General features: G+C 51.0%; 17 protein-coding genes. 9 read left to right on the plus strand and 8 right to left on the minus strand.

Going from position 1 to position 21,561, the window contains the following annotated elements; all coding sequences use genetic code 11:
- The first annotated feature begins 589 nt into the window (after positions 1-589).
- Both LAT77_RS01830 and LAT77_RS01835 read left to right on the plus strand, forming a co-directional pair.
- Entirely contained in the window at positions 590-2,323 is a 1,734-nt protein-coding gene (locus LAT77_RS01830; protein WP_290562839.1) for a DEAD/DEAH box helicase, read from the plus strand.
- 15 nt (positions 2,324-2,338) lie between these two features.
- Complete coding sequence (locus LAT77_RS01835) at positions 2,339-2,983, plus strand: superoxide dismutase family protein (protein ID WP_290562840.1); 645 nt, start codon at positions 2,339-2,341, stop codon at positions 2,981-2,983.
- Between the two features lie 93 nt (positions 2,984-3,076).
- Here LAT77_RS01835 and LAT77_RS01840 read toward each other — a convergent pair whose 3' ends face one another.
- The 6 genes from LAT77_RS01840 to cyaY form a co-directional block, all read right to left on the minus strand.
- The gene (locus LAT77_RS01840; RefSeq protein ID WP_290562841.1) at positions 3,077-6,694 is read right to left on the minus strand and encodes a translocation/assembly module TamB domain-containing protein; all 3,618 of its coding nucleotides are present in this window, start codon (positions 6,692-6,694) and stop codon (positions 3,077-3,079) included.
- The gene (locus tag LAT77_RS01845) at positions 6,691-8,484 is read right to left on the minus strand and encodes an autotransporter assembly complex family protein (RefSeq protein WP_290562842.1); all 1,794 of its coding nucleotides are present in this window, start codon (positions 8,482-8,484) and stop codon (positions 6,691-6,693) included. Before LAT77_RS01845 ends, LAT77_RS01840 begins: the two co-directional genes overlap by 4 nt.
- A gap of 8 nt (positions 8,485-8,492) precedes the next feature.
- Positions 8,493-9,653 (minus strand): heme biosynthesis HemY N-terminal domain-containing protein, encoded by a 1,161-nt coding sequence (locus LAT77_RS01850; RefSeq protein ID WP_290562843.1) that lies wholly within the window; start codon positions 9,651-9,653, stop codon positions 8,493-8,495.
- 4 nt (positions 9,654-9,657) lie between these two features.
- On the minus strand, positions 9,658-11,646 hold the full coding sequence (locus LAT77_RS01855; RefSeq protein ID WP_290562844.1) for a uroporphyrinogen-III C-methyltransferase: 1,989 nt from the start codon (positions 11,644-11,646) through the stop codon (positions 9,658-9,660).
- Between the two features lie 57 nt (positions 11,647-11,703).
- Positions 11,704-12,642 (minus strand): hydroxymethylbilane synthase, encoded by a 939-nt coding sequence (gene hemC / locus LAT77_RS01860; RefSeq protein ID WP_290562845.1) that lies wholly within the window; start codon positions 12,640-12,642, stop codon positions 11,704-11,706.
- 69 nt (positions 12,643-12,711) lie between these two features.
- Positions 12,712-13,044, minus strand: a complete 333-nt coding sequence (gene cyaY, locus LAT77_RS01865; protein WP_290562846.1) for an iron donor protein CyaY — start codon at positions 13,042-13,044, stop codon at positions 12,712-12,714.
- A 114-nt stretch (positions 13,045-13,158) separates the two neighbouring features.
- Here cyaY and LAT77_RS01870 point away from each other — a divergent pair, with 114 nt between their 5' ends.
- The 7 genes from LAT77_RS01870 (at position 13,159) to uvrD (ending at position 20,065) form a co-directional block, all read left to right on the plus strand.
- Positions 13,159-13,287 carry a lipoprotein gene (locus tag LAT77_RS01870; RefSeq protein WP_367118128.1) on the plus strand — a complete coding sequence of 43 codons (129 nt, stop codon included), beginning with the start codon at positions 13,159-13,161 and terminating at the stop codon, positions 13,285-13,287.
- Positions 13,288-13,352: 65 nt separating this feature from the next.
- The gene (lysA, locus tag LAT77_RS01875; protein ID WP_290562848.1) at positions 13,353-14,603 is read left to right on the plus strand and encodes a diaminopimelate decarboxylase; all 1,251 of its coding nucleotides are present in this window, start codon (positions 13,353-13,355) and stop codon (positions 14,601-14,603) included.
- A gap of 2 nt (positions 14,604-14,605) precedes the next feature.
- Entirely contained in the window at positions 14,606-15,433 is an 828-nt protein-coding gene (gene dapF / locus LAT77_RS01880; protein ID WP_290562849.1) for a diaminopimelate epimerase, read from the plus strand.
- The gene (locus tag LAT77_RS01885) at positions 15,430-16,140 is read left to right on the plus strand and encodes a DUF484 family protein (RefSeq protein WP_290562850.1); all 711 of its coding nucleotides are present in this window, start codon (positions 15,430-15,432) and stop codon (positions 16,138-16,140) included. Before dapF ends, LAT77_RS01885 begins: the two co-directional genes overlap by 4 nt.
- Positions 16,140-17,036: a tyrosine recombinase XerC gene (locus tag LAT77_RS01890; protein WP_290562851.1), complete on the plus strand. Its 897-nt coding sequence runs from the start codon at positions 16,140-16,142 to the stop codon at positions 17,034-17,036. The genes LAT77_RS01885 and LAT77_RS01890 overlap by 1 nt, the downstream gene beginning before the upstream one ends.
- Before the next feature lie 30 nt (positions 17,037-17,066).
- On the plus strand, positions 17,067-17,783 hold the full coding sequence (locus LAT77_RS01895) for an HAD-IA family hydrolase (RefSeq protein WP_290562852.1): 717 nt from the start codon (positions 17,067-17,069) through the stop codon (positions 17,781-17,783).
- Between the two features lie 107 nt (positions 17,784-17,890).
- A complete protein-coding gene (gene uvrD, locus LAT77_RS01900) occupies positions 17,891-20,065 on the plus strand; it encodes a DNA helicase II (RefSeq protein ID WP_290562853.1) in 2,175 nt (724 codons plus the stop codon).
- Here the strand turns inward: uvrD and rarD are convergent.
- The gene (gene rarD, locus LAT77_RS01905) at positions 20,062-20,982 is read right to left on the minus strand and encodes an EamA family transporter RarD (protein ID WP_290562854.1); all 921 of its coding nucleotides are present in this window, start codon (positions 20,980-20,982) and stop codon (positions 20,062-20,064) included. The genes uvrD and rarD overlap by 4 nt on opposite strands.
- 21 nt (positions 20,983-21,003) lie before the next feature.
- Positions 21,004-21,507 (minus strand): thioesterase family protein, encoded by a 504-nt coding sequence (locus tag LAT77_RS01910; protein ID WP_367118124.1) that lies wholly within the window; start codon positions 21,505-21,507, stop codon positions 21,004-21,006.
- Positions 21,508-21,561 lie beyond the last annotated feature (54 nt).

Here is a 21,561-nt window from a genome sequence, read left to right on the forward strand (position 1 = left end):
ATTCCGAACTCAGAAGTGAAACATGTCAGCGCCGATGGTAGTGTGGGGTCTCCCCATGTGAGAGTAGGACACCGCCAGGCACCTAATTAGTAGAAAGGCCACCCGTATGGGTGGCCTTTTTGCATCTGGACACTGAGAAAGGTGTCCTACTCTCGCGTAGAGACGAATTCAAGGTCTATAACAAACAAACAACAATACTTTTCGAAAAAAGCTGTTATACTCCGCGCCTGTTTAGTGAAAGCTAAGCAAAAAGATTGACAGTGGTCCCCTATCTTGCAGGCTTTAAATGCCTGACAACGCTAAAAACGATATAGCGATATGCTATGTCCGTTCACTTGAGAACAGGGTCTAAGGGGCAGTTGTCGGTTGTGTTTTCTACCAAAGAAAACGCCAATGCCCAGCCTTGGTCTACCATCGCTAACGAGCAATGAGAGTCATCCAGCACACAATGAGGTGCTTGTGTACATTTGTATATTGCTGAATCGTTCTTCGTGAATTGATCACGAGAACTGAGTGCGAGCTGTTTACCGAGTCTGATTATTTTATATGTTTCCACCACTAGCGGTGGAGCTTAGATAGTGAGACAAATATGTCTGAATTTAATACTTTTTCGGCTTTAGAGTTACCTGAATCAATTTTACGTGGAATCCAAGAACTTGGATTCGACACCCCTACTCCTATCCAGCAGCAGGCGATTCCTGCGTTGTTGGAAAAACAAAACGTACTGGGCGAAGCACAAACCGGTACCGGTAAAACAGCTGCGTTTGGTTTACCAGCACTAGCGAATATCGATACTCGTGTCCGTGGCGCACAGCTTCTCGTTGTTGCACCGACTCGTGAACTCGCCATTCAGGTGGCTGAGTCAATTGAAGGTATGGGTAAATATATGAAAGGCCTTACCGTTGCTACCGTTTATGGTGGTGCCGCTTACGGTCCGCAAATCAAATTACTCCGCGGTGGCGCACAGGTTGTTGTCGGTACTCCAGGTCGTTTAATGGATCACGTCCGTAAGGGTACGTTGGATCTTGGCAGCTTGAAAATGGCTGTACTGGATGAAGCAGATGAAATGCTCAATATGGGCTTCATTGACGACATCGAGTGGATTATGGAACAAGTTCCAGATACAGCTCAACGTGCATTGTTCTCGGCAACGATGCCACCACAAATTAAAAAGATCGCACAGAAATTCTTGGCAGATTCAGTGCATGTGAAGATTGAATCAACCAATCAAACGAAAGCGAACATCACTCAGAAAGCGTGGAAAGTGCAAGGTATGACCAAGGATGCGGGTTTAGTCCGTCTTCTTGAAACTTGTGATTACCAGCTGGCCTTAGTCTTCGTTCGTACGCGTAACGACACCTTAACGGTATCAGCCTTCTTACGTGAGCAGGGCTTTAAAGCCGCTGGTTTGAATGGTGATATGAGCCAAGACCAACGAGAAGCAACAGTTAGCCAACTGAAAGCCGGTCAAATCCGTATTTTGGTTGCCACTGACGTTGTTGCTCGTGGTTTGGACGTCCCTGGTGTGTCGCACGTGTTTAACTATGATTTACCACAAGACGCAGAGTCATATGTTCACCGTATCGGTCGTACCGGCCGTGCGGGTCGTTCAGGCGAAGCTATCTTGTTTGCTCGCCCACGCGAAATGCATCTATTAAAGCGTTACGAGCGCGCTACGAACGGTACTATCGAGATGGTTCAAGTCCCACAAGGGCGCGAATTGTCGAAGTTCCGTATTCAACAAGCACAAACCAAGCTCGTTGAAGTTGCAGAAAAATGTGACATGGCTTCAATGAAGTCTTTGGTTCAACAAATGACCGAGTCGACGGAAATGAGTGTTGAAGATTTAGCAGCAGCTTTGTTGCATGAATTCCAGCTTTCACGTCCACTGATCGTGAAAGAAGAGCCGAAGCCGAAGTTCGATCGTGAAGAACGTCAAAGTCGTGACCGTGGTGATCGTGGTGACCGTCGCGGACGTGATAGTCGCGATACTCGTGGTCGTGGTGATCGTAATGACCGTGTGCGCGCTGATAAGCCGCGTGGCGAGAAGAAGCCGCGTCGTGCGAGCAACATCGAGTTTGATACTTATCGTTTAGCGGTGGGTACTGAGCACGGCGCTCGTCCTGGCGACGTTGTTGGTGCAATTGCTAACGAAGCAGATATGGATAGCCGTTATATCGGTGAAATCCAGTTATTCGCGACTCATACCACAGTTCAACTGCCAAAAGGTATGCCAGCTGCGGTGTTGCAAAAGTTAAAAAAAGCGCGAATTCGTCAACAACCTATGGCGATCAGCCCTGTTCATGGTAAGCTTTCTTCCTAACATAGGAGGAAGGGCATGAATTATAAAACACTTATAACTGCCGCTTCTGCGGCAGTTTTTTTAGCTGCATGCGGTGGTGATACGGGTACGCAAAGCGACCACGGGGAACATAGCGCAGCCGCTGAAGCTTACTCCGAGCAAGAGGCTCATGCAGCGCATGAACATCATGCTAGCTACGAGCGTCCCGATACAACAGGAGCCTTTGCAGCCATGCTACATGGCACCGAAGGTAACGATAACATTCACGGTTATGTCATGTTTCAGCCAACCGCTGAAGGCGTCTTTGTTCTCGCTCATGTGGAAGGTTTAGAGCCGAATGGTGTGCATGGCTTCCATGTTCATGAATTCGGTGATTGTAGCGCCCCAGATGCAACCTCTGCAGGTGGTCACTTTAATCCGCATGGTGCAGACCATGGCGGCCCAGAAAGCGACGAGCGTCATGTCGGTGACTTAGGTAACTTGCATGCGGACGATACAGGCGCGGCTCACCTTGAATGGACCGATCACAAGCTCGAGTTGTCAGGTCCGAATAGTATCGTCGGTAAAGCAGTTATCGTGCACGCGCAGCCGGACGATTTAACCTCGCAGCCGGTTGGTAACGCTGGAGCGCGGATTGCCTGTGGTGTGATCGTCGACGAAGACGGTGAACATCAGCATTAATTTATTGTGGTAGGCCACTAACACAAACACCAGCATTTGATGCTGGTGTTTTTTTATTGAGCCATACGCAATTACGTTGGCGGCTGAGTCATGTCAACGTTCAATGGTAAAGAAGATATCCGCCCCACTATTTTCCCCGTCAGAGCGCGATTCGAAATTGAGGTTATCGCGTAATCGGTAGCGAATAAAGAAAGTGTTGACCGGCTCGACCAAGCCAATCCCGTAACGAATATAGAGTCGTGAAGACAAATGCTTACCGATGTATAGGGAGGCACTTTCCATATTGTCACCGGTTGAGTCGAGCATAATCTCGTCAACCCCAATCGCTTGGCCAATCTGCTGACCAATAAAGTTACCGCCACGCATACCTAACGCCAGTGCTGCTTGGGCATAGAGGTTTTGCTCTCCAGAGCCTTCACCGGGAGCACGACCTAAAATCAAATAGGACAATATCATGCTGTCTTGCATGGTTGGCGTCGAGAAGAAATTGAGCGTTGGTTCGCGCAGTGAACCACCAACTTGAGCACCGACCGTGACACTATCGGTCTGAATTGCCCGCGTCACTCGTAAGTCTAACCCAGGATTTTCGACACTGCCGCCAGTGAAAATTAAGCTTCCCCGTTCGATATCCAGGGCCTGACCAAAAATTTCATAGCGACCGGTAGCAACATTGATATTACCAACGGCCGACGTCGGTTGATTTGGCAATTCAATCACGCGCAAGCGACCGGTAAGCTGACCCGCAAAGCCGAATGCTTCGACGCGAACGTCATCGCCTAATGTCACTTGGACATTGGCATCGATGGGTAATGCACCTTCGTCGATACGATAAATGGTCTCGTCATTAGCGATGATCACTGTATCACGTGACGACGAGTCAATCGTTTCGAAGTCCGGTGGTGAAATCAACGCACTGGGAATGGTTACGTCACCACGTACCACAATTAACTCTGGGGTGTAGTTCACCCGCAAGTCTGGCGTGATAACCACGCGAATGTCACGGGTTTCAATGGCTAAAAAACGTTCTCCGCGAAGCACGACATTGCCCTGCTGATCGAGTAAGTGATAATCCCCTTCCAGCTCGATGAAACCATCACCAGATCGCGCACTGGCCCGTAACGTGAAGGATTCATTTAAATCGCCGGGTGCAATCATGGAGACATTTAAATCGTGCACAGCGACGCCTGCCGCTGGAATTTCACCAGCTGCGTCAGCGAGAAGCAGCTCACCTTGAATAATAGGTTGTGTAAGCGTTCCAGACACGGCCAATTGACCATTGAGATTACCGCGCACGCCTTGCAATTGAGGGAGCATAACTGAAACAAAACCGAGATCGGGCAAGGCAAAATTGAGAGCGCCGGAAATGCCACCTTGTTGCAGTAGATCAGCTATTTCGATGTCGCCGCGAACATACCCTTCTGGATTCCGAGTGATTAAATTCAACCGAGCGCGGATTAGGTTTTCATCGCCTCCTAAGGTCAGAATTTCGCCTTCAGCGAGCTCGACCTGAATATCTTGCTCAGGCAATTGGATGAGTGAGTCGGAAAGGTGAAGTGACCCTTCAATATCGACTTGATCCGGCTGCAGTAAAAGTGTCAGATAGCTATTCAACTCACCATGGATGACGAGCGTGTCGGGCAAGAACGGTTGCAACAATTCAAGTTGTAGTTGCTCAGCTTGCAGCGAAATCTGGCCCAACTGGCTCTCTAGATCCCAGTCGGCGCCAAAACAAAAGCCAGCGTTACGTTCTTGGTGGTTGATGCAGATTTCCGCAAGGTCGACACGATCAGCGCCGAACCTACCTCGCCCTGTTCGTTGTAGGCGGTAATTGCCAAACTCAGTATGGTCGAGCTGAATATCAGTAATGTCGCCGCGCCAAACCCAGTCTTGCCAATGACCATTGGCAGCAAATCGAAGTTCAGTATCTGGCAGTGCTACGGCGAGGGCAACTTGATGTGGCTGTCCGTCGGCTTGCTGCAGCGCAAGACTGGCCGTTTCAATGAGCGTATTGCCAGATTGATGAAGCCCTGCGAGCTCGATTTCTGCGACGGGCAAGCGCTCGAGTAACCAATTCAACGACAAGCCCTTAACGTTCAGCGACTGCAATTGCCAGTCTTGCCATTCGAGGTCACGGGCGCTGAAATCGCCTTGCACCGTTTGCATAGTTAGATCTACTTGCGCATCGGCGTTCACGCTCATGTTGCCCCATGCTAGTTGGAAATCAGAGACGGTGACTTGATCACCGTGAAGCTGAATGTCACCGCTACCGGTTAGACGTTGCTCAAGCAACTCGGCACTCAGAGTCGCGATATCGAGATGCACCTCGGGAATATCACCCCAGCTGCCTTTGCTGACCAGCTCTAACGTGGCAAACCCCGGAAATTCAGGGAGATAAAAGCCGACATCGACGGGGTCGACAACCAGCGAAATTTCCCACTCAGGGACCGTGCGCCAGTTGGCATTACCCACGACGGTGAAACGAAACTCTTCCTGTTGGGCATGAAAGCGAATGACGTCGGCATGTTCATTGCTGCCTCGATAGGTGATGGTGACATCAGCGTCAATATAGTCTTGGAAGCGCAATGGACCGCCCATATCCAACGCAATCGCAATGGGTTCGTCCCCAGTGCCGGGGGTAATGTCGGCCTGTCCTTGCCAGTCCACGAGCACGCCGAGTTCGTCGGCACGAATAAATAAAGTATCGAGGTGGGCATTTAAGTCGGCGTAGCGGGCTTGAGTATTAAGTACCAACTCACCGTACTCTTGGTGTTCAACCCGAATATTCAGCTCACCGGCGACATGAGTAAGAGAGCCTTCGCCTTGTAGCTCGAGTTGGGCCCATTCGATCGCTTCGAGAAGACTACCGGATTGGCTTTGCATGGCGCGAATTTGACCCTGCCAAGTTAGGTCTTCGGTTAGCGGCGAGAGAAGGTCAATATTGATGGTCGCGTTGACGAAACCACTCACTTGTTGCTGCAAGGAGAGTCGCTCGGTATCACCATTCAGCTGTCCAGTGATGGTGGTAAAGCCATAATCCGGCAGTTCAAATCGAACGAGCGAGTTCAGGCTCATGGCATAGCGTTGCTGCGGTGTGATTTGACCATGCAGCTGCACATGCACGTCTGGCATGGTTAGACTTGCACTGTGGATAATCAAATGGTCATCGCGAGTCCGGGCGCGCAAGTGGGCACGCTCGATTTGTATAGGCTCAGCGCCTGCAATCACGGAGATATTGGCAAAGCTTGATTGGTCGAGCCGAAATTGCCATGGAAAATAAATATCCGGCAGCTCAATGGGGAAAATAGACGCTGTTGTCGGCTCTTGCGGTGCGCTGGCAGGCAATACAAGGGTCGTGTCATGCAATTCCAATTCACGGACATGAACTTGTCGATCCATCAATGCCCAAGGCCGCCAACGCACGTGGAAGTGACCGAGGTTGAGAATGAGGTTCTGGTCATCGGCGAAAGGAATTGCGTAGGATAAATCGGTGACGGTAAAGTCGCGCAGGAGCGTACCTTCGACCTTTTCGTATTCAAGCTCACCAGGAACAAACCAGGTGGCCATGGCAAACGTTGCCCGAGTACCCGTTTGCGTGGTGAGCAAAAGGGTCAATACGGTCAGCACAATCAACAGGAATGCGAATAGTGCGTAGAGACCACGCAGAAACCAACGACGGCCGGTGCTGAGCATTTCCTCAGGATTATGCGTCATAAGTCTGGCCCTATGGTTAAATGTAAACGGATGCGATCACCGGGATATGAAAATCCATGGGCAAGGTCGACGCGAATCGGCCCAATTGGGCTTTGCCAACGAAAACCGACGCCGGCACCGGTTCGCATCGGTTCATTAATGTCATTAAATGCATTACCACTGTCGATAAATACCGCCCAGCGCATGTTGGCTCTAAACTCATAGTCGAACTCTGCACTACCGACGATGAGGTGACGTGCACCAAGGACTTCATTCATGTCATTTCGCGGACCAATACTGCGATAACCATAACCGCGAACACTGGTGTCACCGCCAGCGTAAAAGCGCAGTGAGGTGGGCACTCGGCTGAAATTTCCAGCCGCAGATGTGCCGAGATCTGCGCGTGTTAAAAACCGCACACGATCGGAGAGACGAGTGACGAACTTCCCAGACAATTGAGCTTGGGTAAAATCCGTGTCCGACAACAGACTTTCGGCAGCGCCGCGCAAGGTTAAACTGAGACGGAAGCCGTCAGACACATTCAATCTATTTTCTGCATGAATTCGACTCCATTGCACACTCGGAAGGAGGAATTCACTGTTGCGACGCTCGCCTTCGAAGCGGTCACGTTCGTCGAGCCAGTCGAGAGCGACAATGCGTTGGGTACGGGTTAATTGTTTCTGCCAGCTAACCCCAAGCGTTAAGCGTTCAGAGCGCGTATTACTTGTGTTCTCATCAACCCAAGCACCACGAATTGCATATTGGTCCGTTTGCGGTCGCTGCCCGGGAATAATATAGCTACCGGCAACATTAGTTTTAATTTCGGATAACTGCACGAGCCCCTGAAAACGATGGCCACGGGTATTTACCCAGCGCCGATTTTGCTCGAAGCTAATGCGCGGTCCGGTGTCGGTACCGTAACCAAAACCGGTTTGATAAAACGTCCGTTCGTTCGGCTCATACTCGACGACCACGGGGACTTCGTGACGGTCGTCTGCTTCGCTCCAGAGTGGTTGAACCTCAACGCGACTAAAATAATCACTGTCGGCTAAGCCGAGTTGCAACATCAAGAGCTCATTACTGGTAATGAAATCGCCACTGTCAAAGCCAATAAACCGGCGCATTACATCTTCGTCGAGGTGCCCTTCACGAATACGAACTTCGCCAAATTTGAATCGTGGGCCAGAATCAAACACTAAATGAATGTGCGCTTGATAGTGATCAAGGTCGATCCGTAGCTCTTGTTCGACAAAGCGCGCTTGATAATAGCCACGGTCCGAGGCTAAATTGCGAATCCGAGTTTTTGCCGATTCATATTCGCTGTGTCGTAAGCGGGCACCGGGACGAATGGCTAAATTCTGCAGTAGTTGACTAAACTGGGGGTCGCTGTCCGCTTCGCCACGAATTTCTATGTTGACTTGGCCTATCGGGATAGGTGTGCCCGGTTGAATACGATAATGCGCATGCCAGTTACCGTCGCGTTGCTCAAGGCGACTATCGACTTCAATGCGGTAATAACCATACGGTGTCAGTGCACGGAAGATATCGCGTTCAGCGCGGTTATGGAGGAAATTAATGCGACTTGCACCGGGTGCGGTTTGCTGATGATAGGCGTGGATACCCAGCACATTACGGACGTTAGCGGCTTCACGGCCGCTGACACCTTCAATGGTCACTATCACTTGAGGCTGCGTTTGTGCCGTGACAGGAAGGGAGACGATGACAAACGCCCAAGCAGCAACGATGAGCCAACCACGAAGGCTGGCATCTACGAGTCGGTACCGCTGAAAACGCCTCGTAAGCTTCCTCATGAGCTCCCTTATTTCATCATTGCTGCTTGTCGATAAGCCGTGAGTGCGGACTCCTTTTGGCCGCTAGCGCTGAGTGCATCAGCTAATAATCGATAAGCCAAGCGCTCAGGTTTGAGACTGATTGCTCGTTGTGCGGCCCGCTCAGCGAGCGCATAGTCGCTTTCTTGGATGGCTAAAATTGCCAACAACAAAAGCCAATTCGGATGGTCAGGGTGGGCTTTAATCTGCTTTTCAGTTTCAGCGCGCAAGGGCGTTACTTCCCGCCAATCGGTTGCGCTATACGTCAACAAATCACTGGCGGTAAGCACCTCGTGATGAATACCGCGAGCTGCAACTTTTGCTGCCGCGGCACCATGACCTGCTCGCATTAGTACGTCTAGATACGCTAAACGGATGGGTGTCGAGCGTCGTTGTTTTTTCGCGAGCTCTGCCCACATTGACTTTAACCGTTCGGAATCAGCGCCCGCGGTGGTGAAGTAGGCTCGGTAGCAAGCACGAAATAGCTCGGCAAGACGAGCGCGGGTGACCGCTTGGCGAGCTTCTAAATCAGGTAATAAACTGCGCAGCGTTTGCAAATGTCCATGCTGGTACCAGCTTTCCGCGACAGTTCGCAGCACCGCTGGGTTCTTTGGCTCTTGCTCTAACAGCGCTTTACCGCGAGTCATGGCTTCGCTGGCGTCTTTGCAGTTTTCGAGCAACGCCAACTTTACGGCGAGGCCGTCACCTTCCGTTTTCTTGGCAAGCTGCAACAGCCGCTTCTGTTCGCCATGATTATGCAGTGCTTGCCACGCAGAGGCAGCTAGCAGATATGCATCTTCAGGTTGAGCCAAACCAGGTGCCGCTTTTTCGGCAAGTACAGCGGCTTCTTCATAGTTTTTCACGAGCCACGCGTGCAAGGCTTGGTTAAACCGCTGTTGCGCTTTGCGGCGCTTACGTCCACGAAACCACCCGACACTGCCACGTTTCCCTTTGCTGACAAAACGTAATATGGCTTCAAGTAGCCAGAGCAAAAGTAAAAGAACCAGCACTATGCCAATGGCAACGAACAAGCTCATTTCAACGGTGTATGACGGCGTTATCAGGATCAAGAGGCCTTGGCCACTCGTCCACATCGGCCCAAGAATCAGCCCCGCAGCAATAATAAGCAAAATAATCAGTGCTTTAATCACAGGTTTACTGGCCTCCGTTAATCGGACGCGGTTCCCGTAACTCATCAACTAAATCGCGGAGCATGGCATGTGACAGTAACCGAGATGGATAGTCAGGCTCGACGTTCATTGCTAATAAGGATTCAATTTCAGCGCGAACTTGCTCAACGCTGCGCTGCTCAGCAATAAAGTAGTCGTCGATATAACCCAGTAACTCGCGCAGCGTGGCTTGGTAATAGTCTTGGTGATGATTCAAGGCTGCTTGTTGAGCGATTTGTAGTTGTAACTCCATGCGGCCAAACAGCAGCGCGCGTTGGTCACTATCGAGACGCATGGGTAAACCGTCATGGCGTTGGACTTTGACTAAATCCGTAGTAAACGATTGCCAAGCCGCAGCAAGGTTTCGCCGCCAATTACTGATATCACTGCGATCGGTTGAGTCCGTAGCCTCCTCGTCGATCAGTGTATGCTGTAATGGCAAATCACGGACAGAGCGCTGTAATCGATGTAAACGTAGCACAATCGACTGCGTATCGACTTCCGGTAATTCAGCAAGCATTTCCTGATCATTACGGAGCTGACGAATCACTAATTGATAGGCATCGGCATTCGCCGTACTGAGCAGCTCCTCAGCTTGGGCGAGGAGTTGAATGGCCATGTCCCGTTGATATTCAAAGTTGAGTCGATGCATGGCAGCACCAACGAGGTCATAGGCCTCCAAAAGATGCCAATGCGAACCTTGACGAGCTTCCGAGGTACGTAACTGCTCACTCATGCGGGTTAATTGCCGAGCCATTTGACTCTGCCCTTGCTGCAAACTGGCCGCTGCGTCTTCTTGCGCTGCAGCAAGTCGCTCTAAACCCCGCTCGCGGGCCGCACGCTCAGAGGCTAAACGGTCGTCAACAACGGCGCGAAGGCGTTCAACTTCAGCTTCTATTGTTGCTGTATCGACTGCAGGAGCTGAACTAGTGGTCACTTGTTCGGCTTGTTCAAGGCGCTGTGTCACGGACGCAATTTCCGCGTTCGTTGCCGCATTTAATGCTTGCTGTTGTTGCCACACCCACCAGCCGCCGGTGGCTAACACCGCCAACGAGGCGATCACTAAAACCATCAGCAAACCACTAAAAAAGCGCCCGCCGCCACGTTTATCTTTGCTTTTCACTTGTTCGGAGGTTTCTTGTTGCGGTGCTGATGTCGATGAATGCGGCGCGTTCACAGCGTTCTCCCGTGTGGTTTCTTTAGTTTTGCTTTGCCAAGACTCGAGCGGTAAGCTCAGTAATGTTTTAATCAATGCACTCGGCATGGCTGAAGGTGCTGCATGCAAGCAATCAGGGGCAACCCCAAGTTCAGCGATACCGTCAAGAATTCGCCCCGAGGGTGCGATCCAGTGGGTTTGATTCACCCAGTCCTTTCCTTCGGCACTCAAGGCGCCATGAAATAACTGAGCTTGTTCTAAACTTGATACGAGCACAACCGCAACCTGTTGCTGCCATTCCGGCTCATTGGCGACCACGTCGGTGGTTGTCGGCTGGCGCCGGTAACAGGCGCAAACTTCGACCGTCGCTCCGCGCTTTTTAAGACTATCTGGCAGCAACTCTCGACCGTTTTCACCGGTAATTATTAACCAGTTTTCGCCGGCCAGTGACGCTAATTCAGGAAACTCTAAAAGCGCCTCGGAATTGAAGGCTTGCGCTGGCCAAGTCACCGGCTGCTGGCAGAAGGGGCTGAGCACTTCTGCCGTGCCCGGACCAACAGTCAGATAATGTTTCGCTTGTGGCCACTCAAGTTGCGCTTGCTCCAGTTGCCGGTTGAATTCGCGAGCCGCATTCGGACTGATAACAACGATGCCGTCCCAGTTTTTCGTACTGATTGCTTGTAACTGCTCCGCAGCAAGATTGACCGATTCGATGGCAACAACGGCGTGGCGAAATACCGGAAAGCCATGATCGCGAATACCCAGTTCCAGCGGATCTGCGTGTTGATCAGGACGAATTAACAAAACTCCAGGACGCATACAGCTCTCCCTCATGCCACATCGTTTTCTCAGTTTAGCACGTCCGCTGTAGGGCTGTTATTCGGCGCTGGCGTAAACTTTCGCTAAAATATCACCTGCCCCAGCGGCGAGTAATTGTTCTGCTAACTGAATACCTAAGGTTTCAGCGGTACTTGCTGGCCCGCGAACTTCTTTGCGAATGACTTCAGCGCCATCGGGGTTTCCCACCAAACCACGTAAAAAGACTTCATCACCATTCAGCTCGGCATAGGCACCAATCGGCACCTGACAGCCGCCTTGGAGGCGACGGTTCATCGCTCGCTCAGCGCTCACACAAATCCGTGTTGTGCGGTCTTCAAGTGGTTGCAGCAACTGCTTGACTCGACCATCATTGGAACGACACTCAATACCCAAAGCGCCTTGACCGTTTGCTGGCAATGATTCCTCGGGGCTTAACAAATGCGTAATGCGCTCTGCAAGCTCAAGTCGTTTCAAACCGGAGGCGGCGAGAATGATGGCGTCAAATTCACCCTCATCAAGTTTCCGCAGACGGGTTTGCACATTGCCGCGTAAGTCTTTGATTATTAAATGTGGAAAACGTTCCGCGATCTGGCAACGACGGCGCAAACTACAGGTGCCAACAATACTGCCGGCAGGCATTTCTTCTAATGTCTGATAATGGTTTGAGACGAACGCATCACGCGGATCTTCACGCTCACAAATGGTGGCTAGCTCAAGTCCTTCAGGAAAATCAACCGGAACATCTTTCATCGAGTGCACCGCAATGTCAGCACGGCCTTCCAGCATCGCCACTTCGAGCTCTTTCACGAATAAGCCTTTACCACCTATTTTGGCCAGCGGCGTGTCCAAAATAACATCGCCACGGGTACTCATCGGCAAAAGGATGACATTTAGCCCAGGATGAAGAGCTTCGAGGCGTGCTTTAATATGCTCGGCCTGCCACAGTGCAAGCGCACTTTTACGGGTTGCAATGGTGAGAGTATTGGCTTCGGTCATGTCGTCTGTACCTTTCTTCCTGAGGGGGTAGCGCAAGCGGTTTGCCGTGTGTCGAGCACGGCATTTATGTTAGTCCGCTTTGGGTGGTGTCAGCGTTACGGCAGTGTCAGCTTGTTTGCTCGCGGCATCGCTGAGTAGAGCCCAGAGTTCACTGCCAAATCGGTTATCGATCCATTGACCGTCACGATACTCAAAATGATGGCCATTTTCTCGTGTGGCCACCCAAATTTGGTGTAGCGGCTCTTGTTTGTTAATGATGATGACACTTTGATTTGGGAAAATGAGCTCCAAAATCCCACTCGCTGATTCAAAATCGATATCAACGTGTTCGAGTGCCTCAACGGCTTCTTCAATTTGTAATAGCGCGGTATCAGCGAGCTGATGATATTCATGGTCTTGCATGCACGACTCCTAACGGGTGACAAATTGGCACGTGAATGCGATTATAAGGAACTTTCGAGCCCAAGTGTAACGTGACTTATGAGAAAACGCACGAGAACCCAGCAAAGACAGTTCATTTTCGCTCTATTTTGTGCTGCTTTACTGGCCGGTTGTGGGCAAAAAGGCCCATTAGAGATGCCCGAGCCAGCGGAACAAACCCAACCTAGCGAGTCGACGCAAGTCTTGCGCCTGCTGGTTGGTTAACTATATCGTCAAACATTGATAGCGAACCGGCGTCATTTTCGTCGTTCCGCCAGTATAGGTAATCCATGTCAGAGTTTCAGGAATTAAATGGCGTACTCCATGTGGAAGATATTTCCCTAGAAGCAATCGCTGACCGTTATCAAACACCCTGTTATGTCTATTCAAAACAGGCAGTCGTGAACCATTGGCAAGCGTTTGCAGATGCACTGCCGCAACCACATCGTGCCTTTTATGCAGTGAAAGCCAACAGCAACCTTGCTGTATTGCAAGTGTTAGCAGAACAAGGTGCCGGTTTTGACGTGGTTTCCGGCGGTGAAATTGCGCGGGTCTTGCGCGCAGGCGGCCAAGCAACAGATATCGTGTTCTCAGGTGTGGCTAAATCTGAGGCAGAAATTCGCTACGCCCTCGAAGTCGGTATTGGCCAATTCAATGTCGAGTCCGCGGCAGAACTGCAACGCATCAGTGCGATCGCGGCGCAGATGCAGTGTGTGGCACGTATCTCGTTACGCGTGAACCCAGATGTTGATGCGAAAACACATCCCTACATTGCCACTGGACTCGAGGATAATAAATTTGGTATTCCGATGGCGGAAGCCGTCGCTACGTATCAGCAAGCGACTGTCCTACCGAACTTGGAAATTGTCGGTGCAGACTGTCACATCGGTAGCCAGCTCACGGAAACACAGCCTTTCCTTGATGCACTTGAGCGCATGTTGGCATTGGTTGATGAACTCGCCAGTTTAGATATTCATATCCGCCACATCGATATGGGCGGTGGCCTCGGGGTCACTTACCAAAACGAGCAGCCACCGGCGGTGGCGGAATACATTCAAGCACTCCTGCAACGGTTGCAAGCCTATCCACATATAGCGCTTTTCCTTGAACCGGGGCGCGCCATTGTCGCGAACGCAGGCGTCTTGCTGACTCGGGTTGAATACCTTAAGTCGAACGGTTTTAAGCACTTCGTGATGGTTGATGCGGGTATGAATGATTTGTTGCGGCCATCCTTGTATCAGGCACACCACGAAATCGTTAATGTACGCCCGGGAACGGCACCAACCGTAACCGGTGATATTGTCGGCCCGGTTTGTGAAACCGGTGATTTCCTTGGGCAGCAACGGGAAATCGCCGCTCAAGCGGGAGATTTGCTTGCAGTCAAGAGCGCAGGCGCTTATGGTTTTGTCATGAGCTCGAATTACAACTCGCGACCGCGTCCACCTGAAGTTTTGGTCTCCGGTTCGGACAGTTATCTGGTTCGTGCTCGGGAAACCATGGATGATGTTTGGCGTGGCGAAACCTTAGTGCCAAAAGGATAAACATGCTGGTTCAGTTTTCGAAAATGCATGGCTTGGGGAACGATTTTGTGGTTATTGATAATGTGACCCAAAACATATTTCTTAGTCGTGACCAAATCTGCCTCCTTGCTGATCGCCACCGTGGCATTGGTTTCGATCAGCTGTTGCTGGTTGAACCGCCCTACGATCCCGATGTTGATTTTCATTATCGTATCTTCAATGCGGACGGGACGGAGGTTGAGCAGTGTGGTAACGGTGCCCGTTGCTTCGGACGTTTTGTGCGCATGAAAGGGTTAACCAATAAAAGCCAGATCCGTGTGAGTACCAAGAAAGGCACCATACAAATTCGCTTGGAGTCAGACCAACTGGTGAATGTGGATATGGGACAACCGCAATTGGAGCCAAGTAAAATCCCGTTTCGAGCGAACAAACAGGAAGTCACTTATATTTTACGAGCGAACGAGCAAACATTTCTCGTTGGTGCAGTGAGCATGGGTAATCCACATTGTGTCCTGCTGGTCGACGATGTCGCGAACGCGCCGGTGACTGAAGCGGGGCAACTTTTGACCCATTTCGAACGCTTTCCGGAAGGCGCTAACGTGGGTTTCCTGCAAGTCGTGAATGCCAATGAGGCGAAATTACGGGTTTTTGAGCGCGGCGTGGGCGAAACCCAAGCCTGCGGAACAGGCGCCTGTGCCGCAGCAGTTTGGGGCATGTTACAAGACAAACTTTCTTCGCCGGCAAAAATCGAACTACCCGGCGGAACGTTAGAAATTAGCTGGCAGCCAGGTGAGAGCCTGTGGATGCGAGGTCCAGCCGAACACGTCTTTGATGGACAATTTCAATTATGAGCAATAAAGAAGAACACTTAGCACAAGAACTCGATACAACGGCGTTGGATGCTGAACTGGTTGCCGACTATTTACGCGCCAATCCAGACTTTTTCGATCACTTTCCCAATGTGTTGCAGCGTTTGTCACTGAAACATCAGCAAGACGGCTCTGTCTCCCTTATTGAGCGGCAGCAACGTGTTTTACGCGACAAAGTTACCGCGCTCGAAGACGAAATTACCGCACTCATGGGACAAGCCCAGCGGAATGAACAGATTTTCCGTGGCTATAGCGAGCTCTACTGTCAGCTCTTTAAGTGCGAAAATTTGGCTGAAGTTGAAGCGTGTTTGCAGGCGACCTTCCGCGAACAACTCGGTCTTCCTGAGCTCGCACTGAAGTTTTTTGATAGTCCAGTCGACTTGCCGGAACAATTCACGTTCACGGCCGACACCCACATTCAGTTGCTCTCGCGTCGTTTTGAAAATGACTCGGTTTACCTCGGTCGCCTAACCGCCGAGGAACTTAAATTGTTGTTTCGCGAAGAGCAGCAAATTAAATCCGCGGCACTGGTGCTTTTAGGCGAGCGCGGTGAATTAGGGATGTTGGCGGTCGGTAGTCGCGATCCGCTGCATTTCGATCCGACCATGGATTTTCTCTTAATCACGCAATTACAGCATTTACTGAGTGTTTTACTGCCACGTTTAATTGCGAATTCACGAGCCGACTAATGCCGTCTTCACTGGGTAATGAAGTGACACAATTCCTTACCCAACTGCGTGATGTCCGCGGTTACGCTGAACTGAGCTTGGCAAGCTACCAGCGCCAGCTGAATCTCATTGCTGAGCAGTTAAATGCCGCTGACGTGAATCGCTGGGCCGACTTGCAAGTCCAACATGTGGAAAACTTAGTGCTCAAGTGGCGTCACCAAGGTGCAGGTGCATCGTCGATTCATCAACGTTTAGCTGCGCTTCGGAGCTTGTGTGACTTTTTAGTCCAACGCGGGATCCTGCAAGCCAATCCGGCGAAGGTGGTGAAGGCACCGAAAGCACCGAAACGGTTACCCAAAAACCTCGATATTGATGCCGTCATTCAACTGCTCGACATTAAACCGGATGATGAACTCGCCATTCGCGATCGGGCGATGTTTGAGTTGCTTTACAGCAGTGGTTTGCGGCTCGCCGAGCTGGTGGCTGTGGATGTCAACGATATTCAACCCGACCGCGAACTGCGGGTCACGGGTAAAGGAAGTAAAACACGCATAGTGCCTTACGGTAAAGAAGCGGAAAAATGGTTACAGCAATGGCTGATGGTCCGAGCGACTTGGCCAGGCGCTGATCTACCCGCTTTGTTTTTGAGTAAACAACAACGGCGTCTCAGCGATCGCTCAGTGCAGCAGCGATTGAAAAAGTGGGGCATTCAACAAGGTCTTTTTGAGAATATTCACCCGCATAAATTGCGTCACAGCTTCGCCACCCATATGTTAGAAACAAGTCAAGACTTGCGCGCTGTGCAAGAAATGCTCGGGCATGCAAACTTAAGCACCACGCAAATCTATACGCACTTAGATTTTCAACGCTTAGCCGCCGTTTATGACGCCGCTCATCCGCGCGCAAAACGCAAATAAACCCGGTTAAATTCATCAAGAAGAGAGCTTATGTGGCAGTTTTATCGGCGCTTACAGCCATTTTCAATCATTAGTTTTGACCTCGACGACACGCTGTACAATAACAAACCAGTGATGCTGCGTGCCGAGCAGCATTTGGCGGCGTTTGTTGCCCGTCAGTGTCCGGAAGTAGCGCACCTCGATGCGCAGGACTGGCGACAGTTACGTAATCAAGTCGCCGCTGCTCATGCTGAACTGGCCAGTGACATGACGGCTTTGCGCGAAGCGACGTTAACTCGAGGCCTGCAGGCAGCGGGTGTGAAACAGGTTGCAAGCGTGGTGGCCAGTGCCATGGAAGAATTTCTCCATGTCCGTAACGAGGTTTCCATCCGTGACGACGTCCACCAATTGTTACAGCGACTGGCAAGCCACTACCCGCTCGTCGCGGTCAGCAATGGTAACGCCGACATTCGTCGTTTAGGTCTAGAAGACTACTTCCAAGCCGCATGGCGACCGGGACAAGGAATGCGAGGTAAGCCATACGGCGATATGTTCGCTGCGGCTCAGCAGCATTTTCAATTGACCAGTCCTCAGCAAATCCTACACATTGGTGATCACCCGGTCAGTGACGTTGAAGGGGCGCTGCGGTTTGGTGCACAAGCGATCTGGTATCAGCCAACGCACGCGATTGCAGAGACCCAACGGGCACGGTGGTTACCGACCGCGAGTATCGAAGATCTGGATGCCTTATATCAGTTGATTGATTAGTCCACAAAACCGCGCAATTGCCTCGTGTCCTTAACATTGCCTACTGGTTTTTTGTACAGTATGATAGAGCCTGTTTGACCGACACCCGAATGAATCTGGAGTTTTGAATGGATGTATCTTATTTACTCGATGGCCTGAATGACCGCCAGCGCGACGCTGTGAGCGCAGGTGAGCAGGACATGCTGGTACTGGCAGGCGCTGGTAGTGGCAAAACGCGAGTACTGGTGCATCGTATCGCTTGGTTGATTCAGGTGATGAACTATTCGCCGCTGTCGATATTAGCGGTGACCTTTACCAATAAAGCGGCAGCGGAAATGCGCGGACGCGTGGAGAAACTCCTTGGCCGTGATGTCCGTCGCATGTGGATCGGCACGTTTCATGGCCTTGCTCATCGACTACTCCGAGCCCATTATCAAGACGCCGGTCTACCGCAGAACTTCCAAATTCTCGACAGTGACGACCAGCAACGATTATTAAAACGAACCATCAAAGCCTTAAATCTTGACGATAAACAGTGGCCAGCCAAACAAGCGGCTTGGTATATCAATGCTAAGAAAGATGATGGTTTGCGTCCTCAGCACATCGAAACCTATGATCCAACGGAAAAAACCCAACTGCAGATTTATGCGGCTTATCAGGAAGCTTGTGATCGTGCCGGCTTGGTCGACTTTGCTGAACTCCTACTGCGAGCACACGAGTTGTTGCGCGACAATCGCCATGTTCGCGAGCATTATCAACGCCGCTTCCAACACATTTTGGTCGACGAATTTCAAGATACCAACCAAATACAATATGCGTGGGTGCGTTTATTAGCCGGGCAGCAAAACCATGTCACCATCGTCGGCGACGATGACCAGTCCATTTATGGCTGGCGCGGCGCACAAGTGGAGAACTTGCAGCATTTCTTGCGTGATTTCCCGCGGGCTGAAACGATTCGCTTGGAGCAAAACTATCGCTCAACAGCGACAATTCTCAAGGCCGCCAATCAGATAATTGCCAACAATAGTGACCGCTTAGGTAAAGACTTATGGACGGAAGGCAACGATGGTGAGCCGATCTCATTGTATGCAGCCTACAATGAACAAGACGAAGCGCGCTATATCGTCAGTCAAATTATCCGCTGGCGCGATCAAGGTGGTGCGCTCAGTGATGTGGCCATTTTGTACCGCAATAACGCGCAATCGCGGGTGTTGGAGGAAGGCTTACTCTACGCCAGTTTGCCGTATCGGATTTACGGTGGTTTGCGCTTCTTCGATCGCCAAGAAGTGAAGGATGCAGTGGCGTATCTCCGACTGCTCAGCAACCGTCGTGACGATGCCGCGTTTGAACGGGTGGTGAACACGCCGACTCGTGGAATCGGTGAACGGTCACTGGGTTTAGTACGAGATTATGCCCGCAGTCAGCAGTTACCCATGTGGTTTGCCGCTAAAGCGATGGTGAACGACTCGATTCTAACCGGGCGGGCGAAAACGGCGGTTGCAAGTTTCCTTGATTTGATTAATCAGCTCGACCAAGAATGCCTGGAACTACCGTTAGGCAAGCAAACCGACCGCGTACTGAAAGGCAGTGGCTTATTGGCAATGTACGAAGCTGAAAAAAGTGACAAAGCGGAAACCCGGGTGGAAAACTTAAAGGAGCTGGTCAGCGCTACGGAAACCTTTAGCCCAACGGGTGAAGATGATTTATCGCCGCTCGCTGAATTTCTTGCGCATGCGGCACTGGAGTCGGGTGAAGAGCAGGCTGATGCACATCAAGACGCAGTGCAGCTAATGACACTGCATAGTGCCAAAGGCCTCGAGTTTCCGTTAGTGTTTATGACCGGCATGGAAGAAGGAACTTTCCCTTCGCAAATGTCCGTCGGTGAGCCGGGTCGGCTCGAAGAAGAGCGTCGCCTGTGTTATGTAGGTATGACGCGGGCGATGGAAAAGCTCATCCTCACCTACGCAGAAAGCCGCCGTTTGTACGGGCAGGAAAACTTCCACCGGCCGAGTCGCTTTATTGCCGAGCTGCCGCCCGAGCATGTGCAGGAAGTGCGGGTACAAACGCGGGTACAACAACCGCAAGCGACCCGATCTCGCTTCCATACTGGCGCGTCGCATGAATCGTTTGTGCAAACCGGTTATCAACTAGGGCAACGGGTGCTGCATCAGACCTTCGGTGAAGGAACTGTGCTCAATTACGAAGGCACAGGGGCGCAGAGCCGTATCCAAATTAACTTCGATGATGTCGGCAGTAAATGGCTAATGGTGTCGTACGCAAAACTGACACCATTGAGCCATTAAGGTTTTTGTATAGCCCGCGCCGCTTGCTTGACTTGGCGGTGCGTGCGCATGGCGTCAAAACTGTACAGGGCTAACGCACCCCAGATCATGACGAAGGTGATGAGTTTGTCTGTGGACAGCGGTTCGTTGTACAAAAATACTGCCAAAATAAACATTAAACTCGGTGCGATATACTGGAATAAGCCAAGCGTGGAATAGCGAATACGTTTTGCTGCGCCGGTGAAAAATAGCAGCGGCACTGTCGTGATGATGCCTGCAAAAATCAGTAAGCTATTCAGCTTCCACGAGTTCTCCAGTAAATTGCTGGCACTACTGTCAGCAAAGCCGATAAAGTAAATCAGCATCAATGGCAGCAGCAAAATCACTTCTAAAAAAAGTCCGGTTAGGGAATCAAACGGTAGCTTTTTGCGGATGGCACCATACGTTGCAAACGAACTCGCCAACACCAGCGCTATCCACGGAACGGAACCGAAGGTAATAATTTGCACCGCGACTCCAGCAACGGCCAATGCAATCGCCCATAATTGCAGGCGGCGCAGGCGCTCAGAAAAAAATAACATGCCAATCGCGACATTGAGCAACGGGTTGATGTAATACCCTAAACTGGCATCGAGAATGTGATCATTCGCAACGGCCCAAATAAAGAGCAGCCAATTGAGACCGATGAGCAGCGCAGCGAAAGCAAGCAGCAGTAACTGTTTAGGTGACTGGAACGCGAGTGCGATTTGGCGAATTTTACCGCTGGCGACTAACAAAGCTAGTAAGAAGAAAAACGCCCAAAGAATACGATGGGTGAGGATCTCCATCGCCGGTACGAATGCAATCGATTTAAAATAGATTGGGGCAAAGCCCCAAATGCCGTAGGCGCCAAGGGCGAAAAGAACGCCTTGGCGAGCTTGTTGATCAGCAGTGGTCACGCGTACCTCACCCGAGAAGAGTTAACCGACAATATAGGTGCCGGTGCCAAAGGCGATAAGCATACCGTCTTCGTTATGCATTTCCATCCGCGCAACAGCAACTTTGTTGCCGGAGCGGATGATGGTTGCGGTGGCAATAAATTCTTGGCCGCGACCGGGACGAACGTAATCGACGCGCAAATCAATGGTCCCGCAGCGAGAAATGCGTTCGACCACTTTATCCAATGGCGTGTCGTCACTGAGCTTCTCAATCACACTGGCCATAATCACCACGCCGCCGGCAGTGTCTAATGCTGTTGCTGTGACACCACCGTGCAATATTTGCATGGGTGAGTTACCGATCAGACTTTCTTTCCAGCGAAAACGGACTTCGGACTGCAGACTGTTAAACTGCGTGACTTCAATGCCCAAATCCTTTTGAAATGGGATGCGCTCATTCATAAAGGTTGAAATTTGCTCGATTATCGCTGATCTGGTCATAACTGCATGGTTATCTGTGGCTGGGACACATACAATAGAGAGCATCGCTAAGACAGTCAACGCCGTAAAGGAAAATCGTGAGTCAAACCACCAGCAATC

Source organism: Aliidiomarina sp., from assembly GCF_022565475.1.
In the GTDB taxonomy this organism is placed as follows: Bacteria; Pseudomonadota; Gammaproteobacteria; order Enterobacterales; family Alteromonadaceae; genus Aliidiomarina.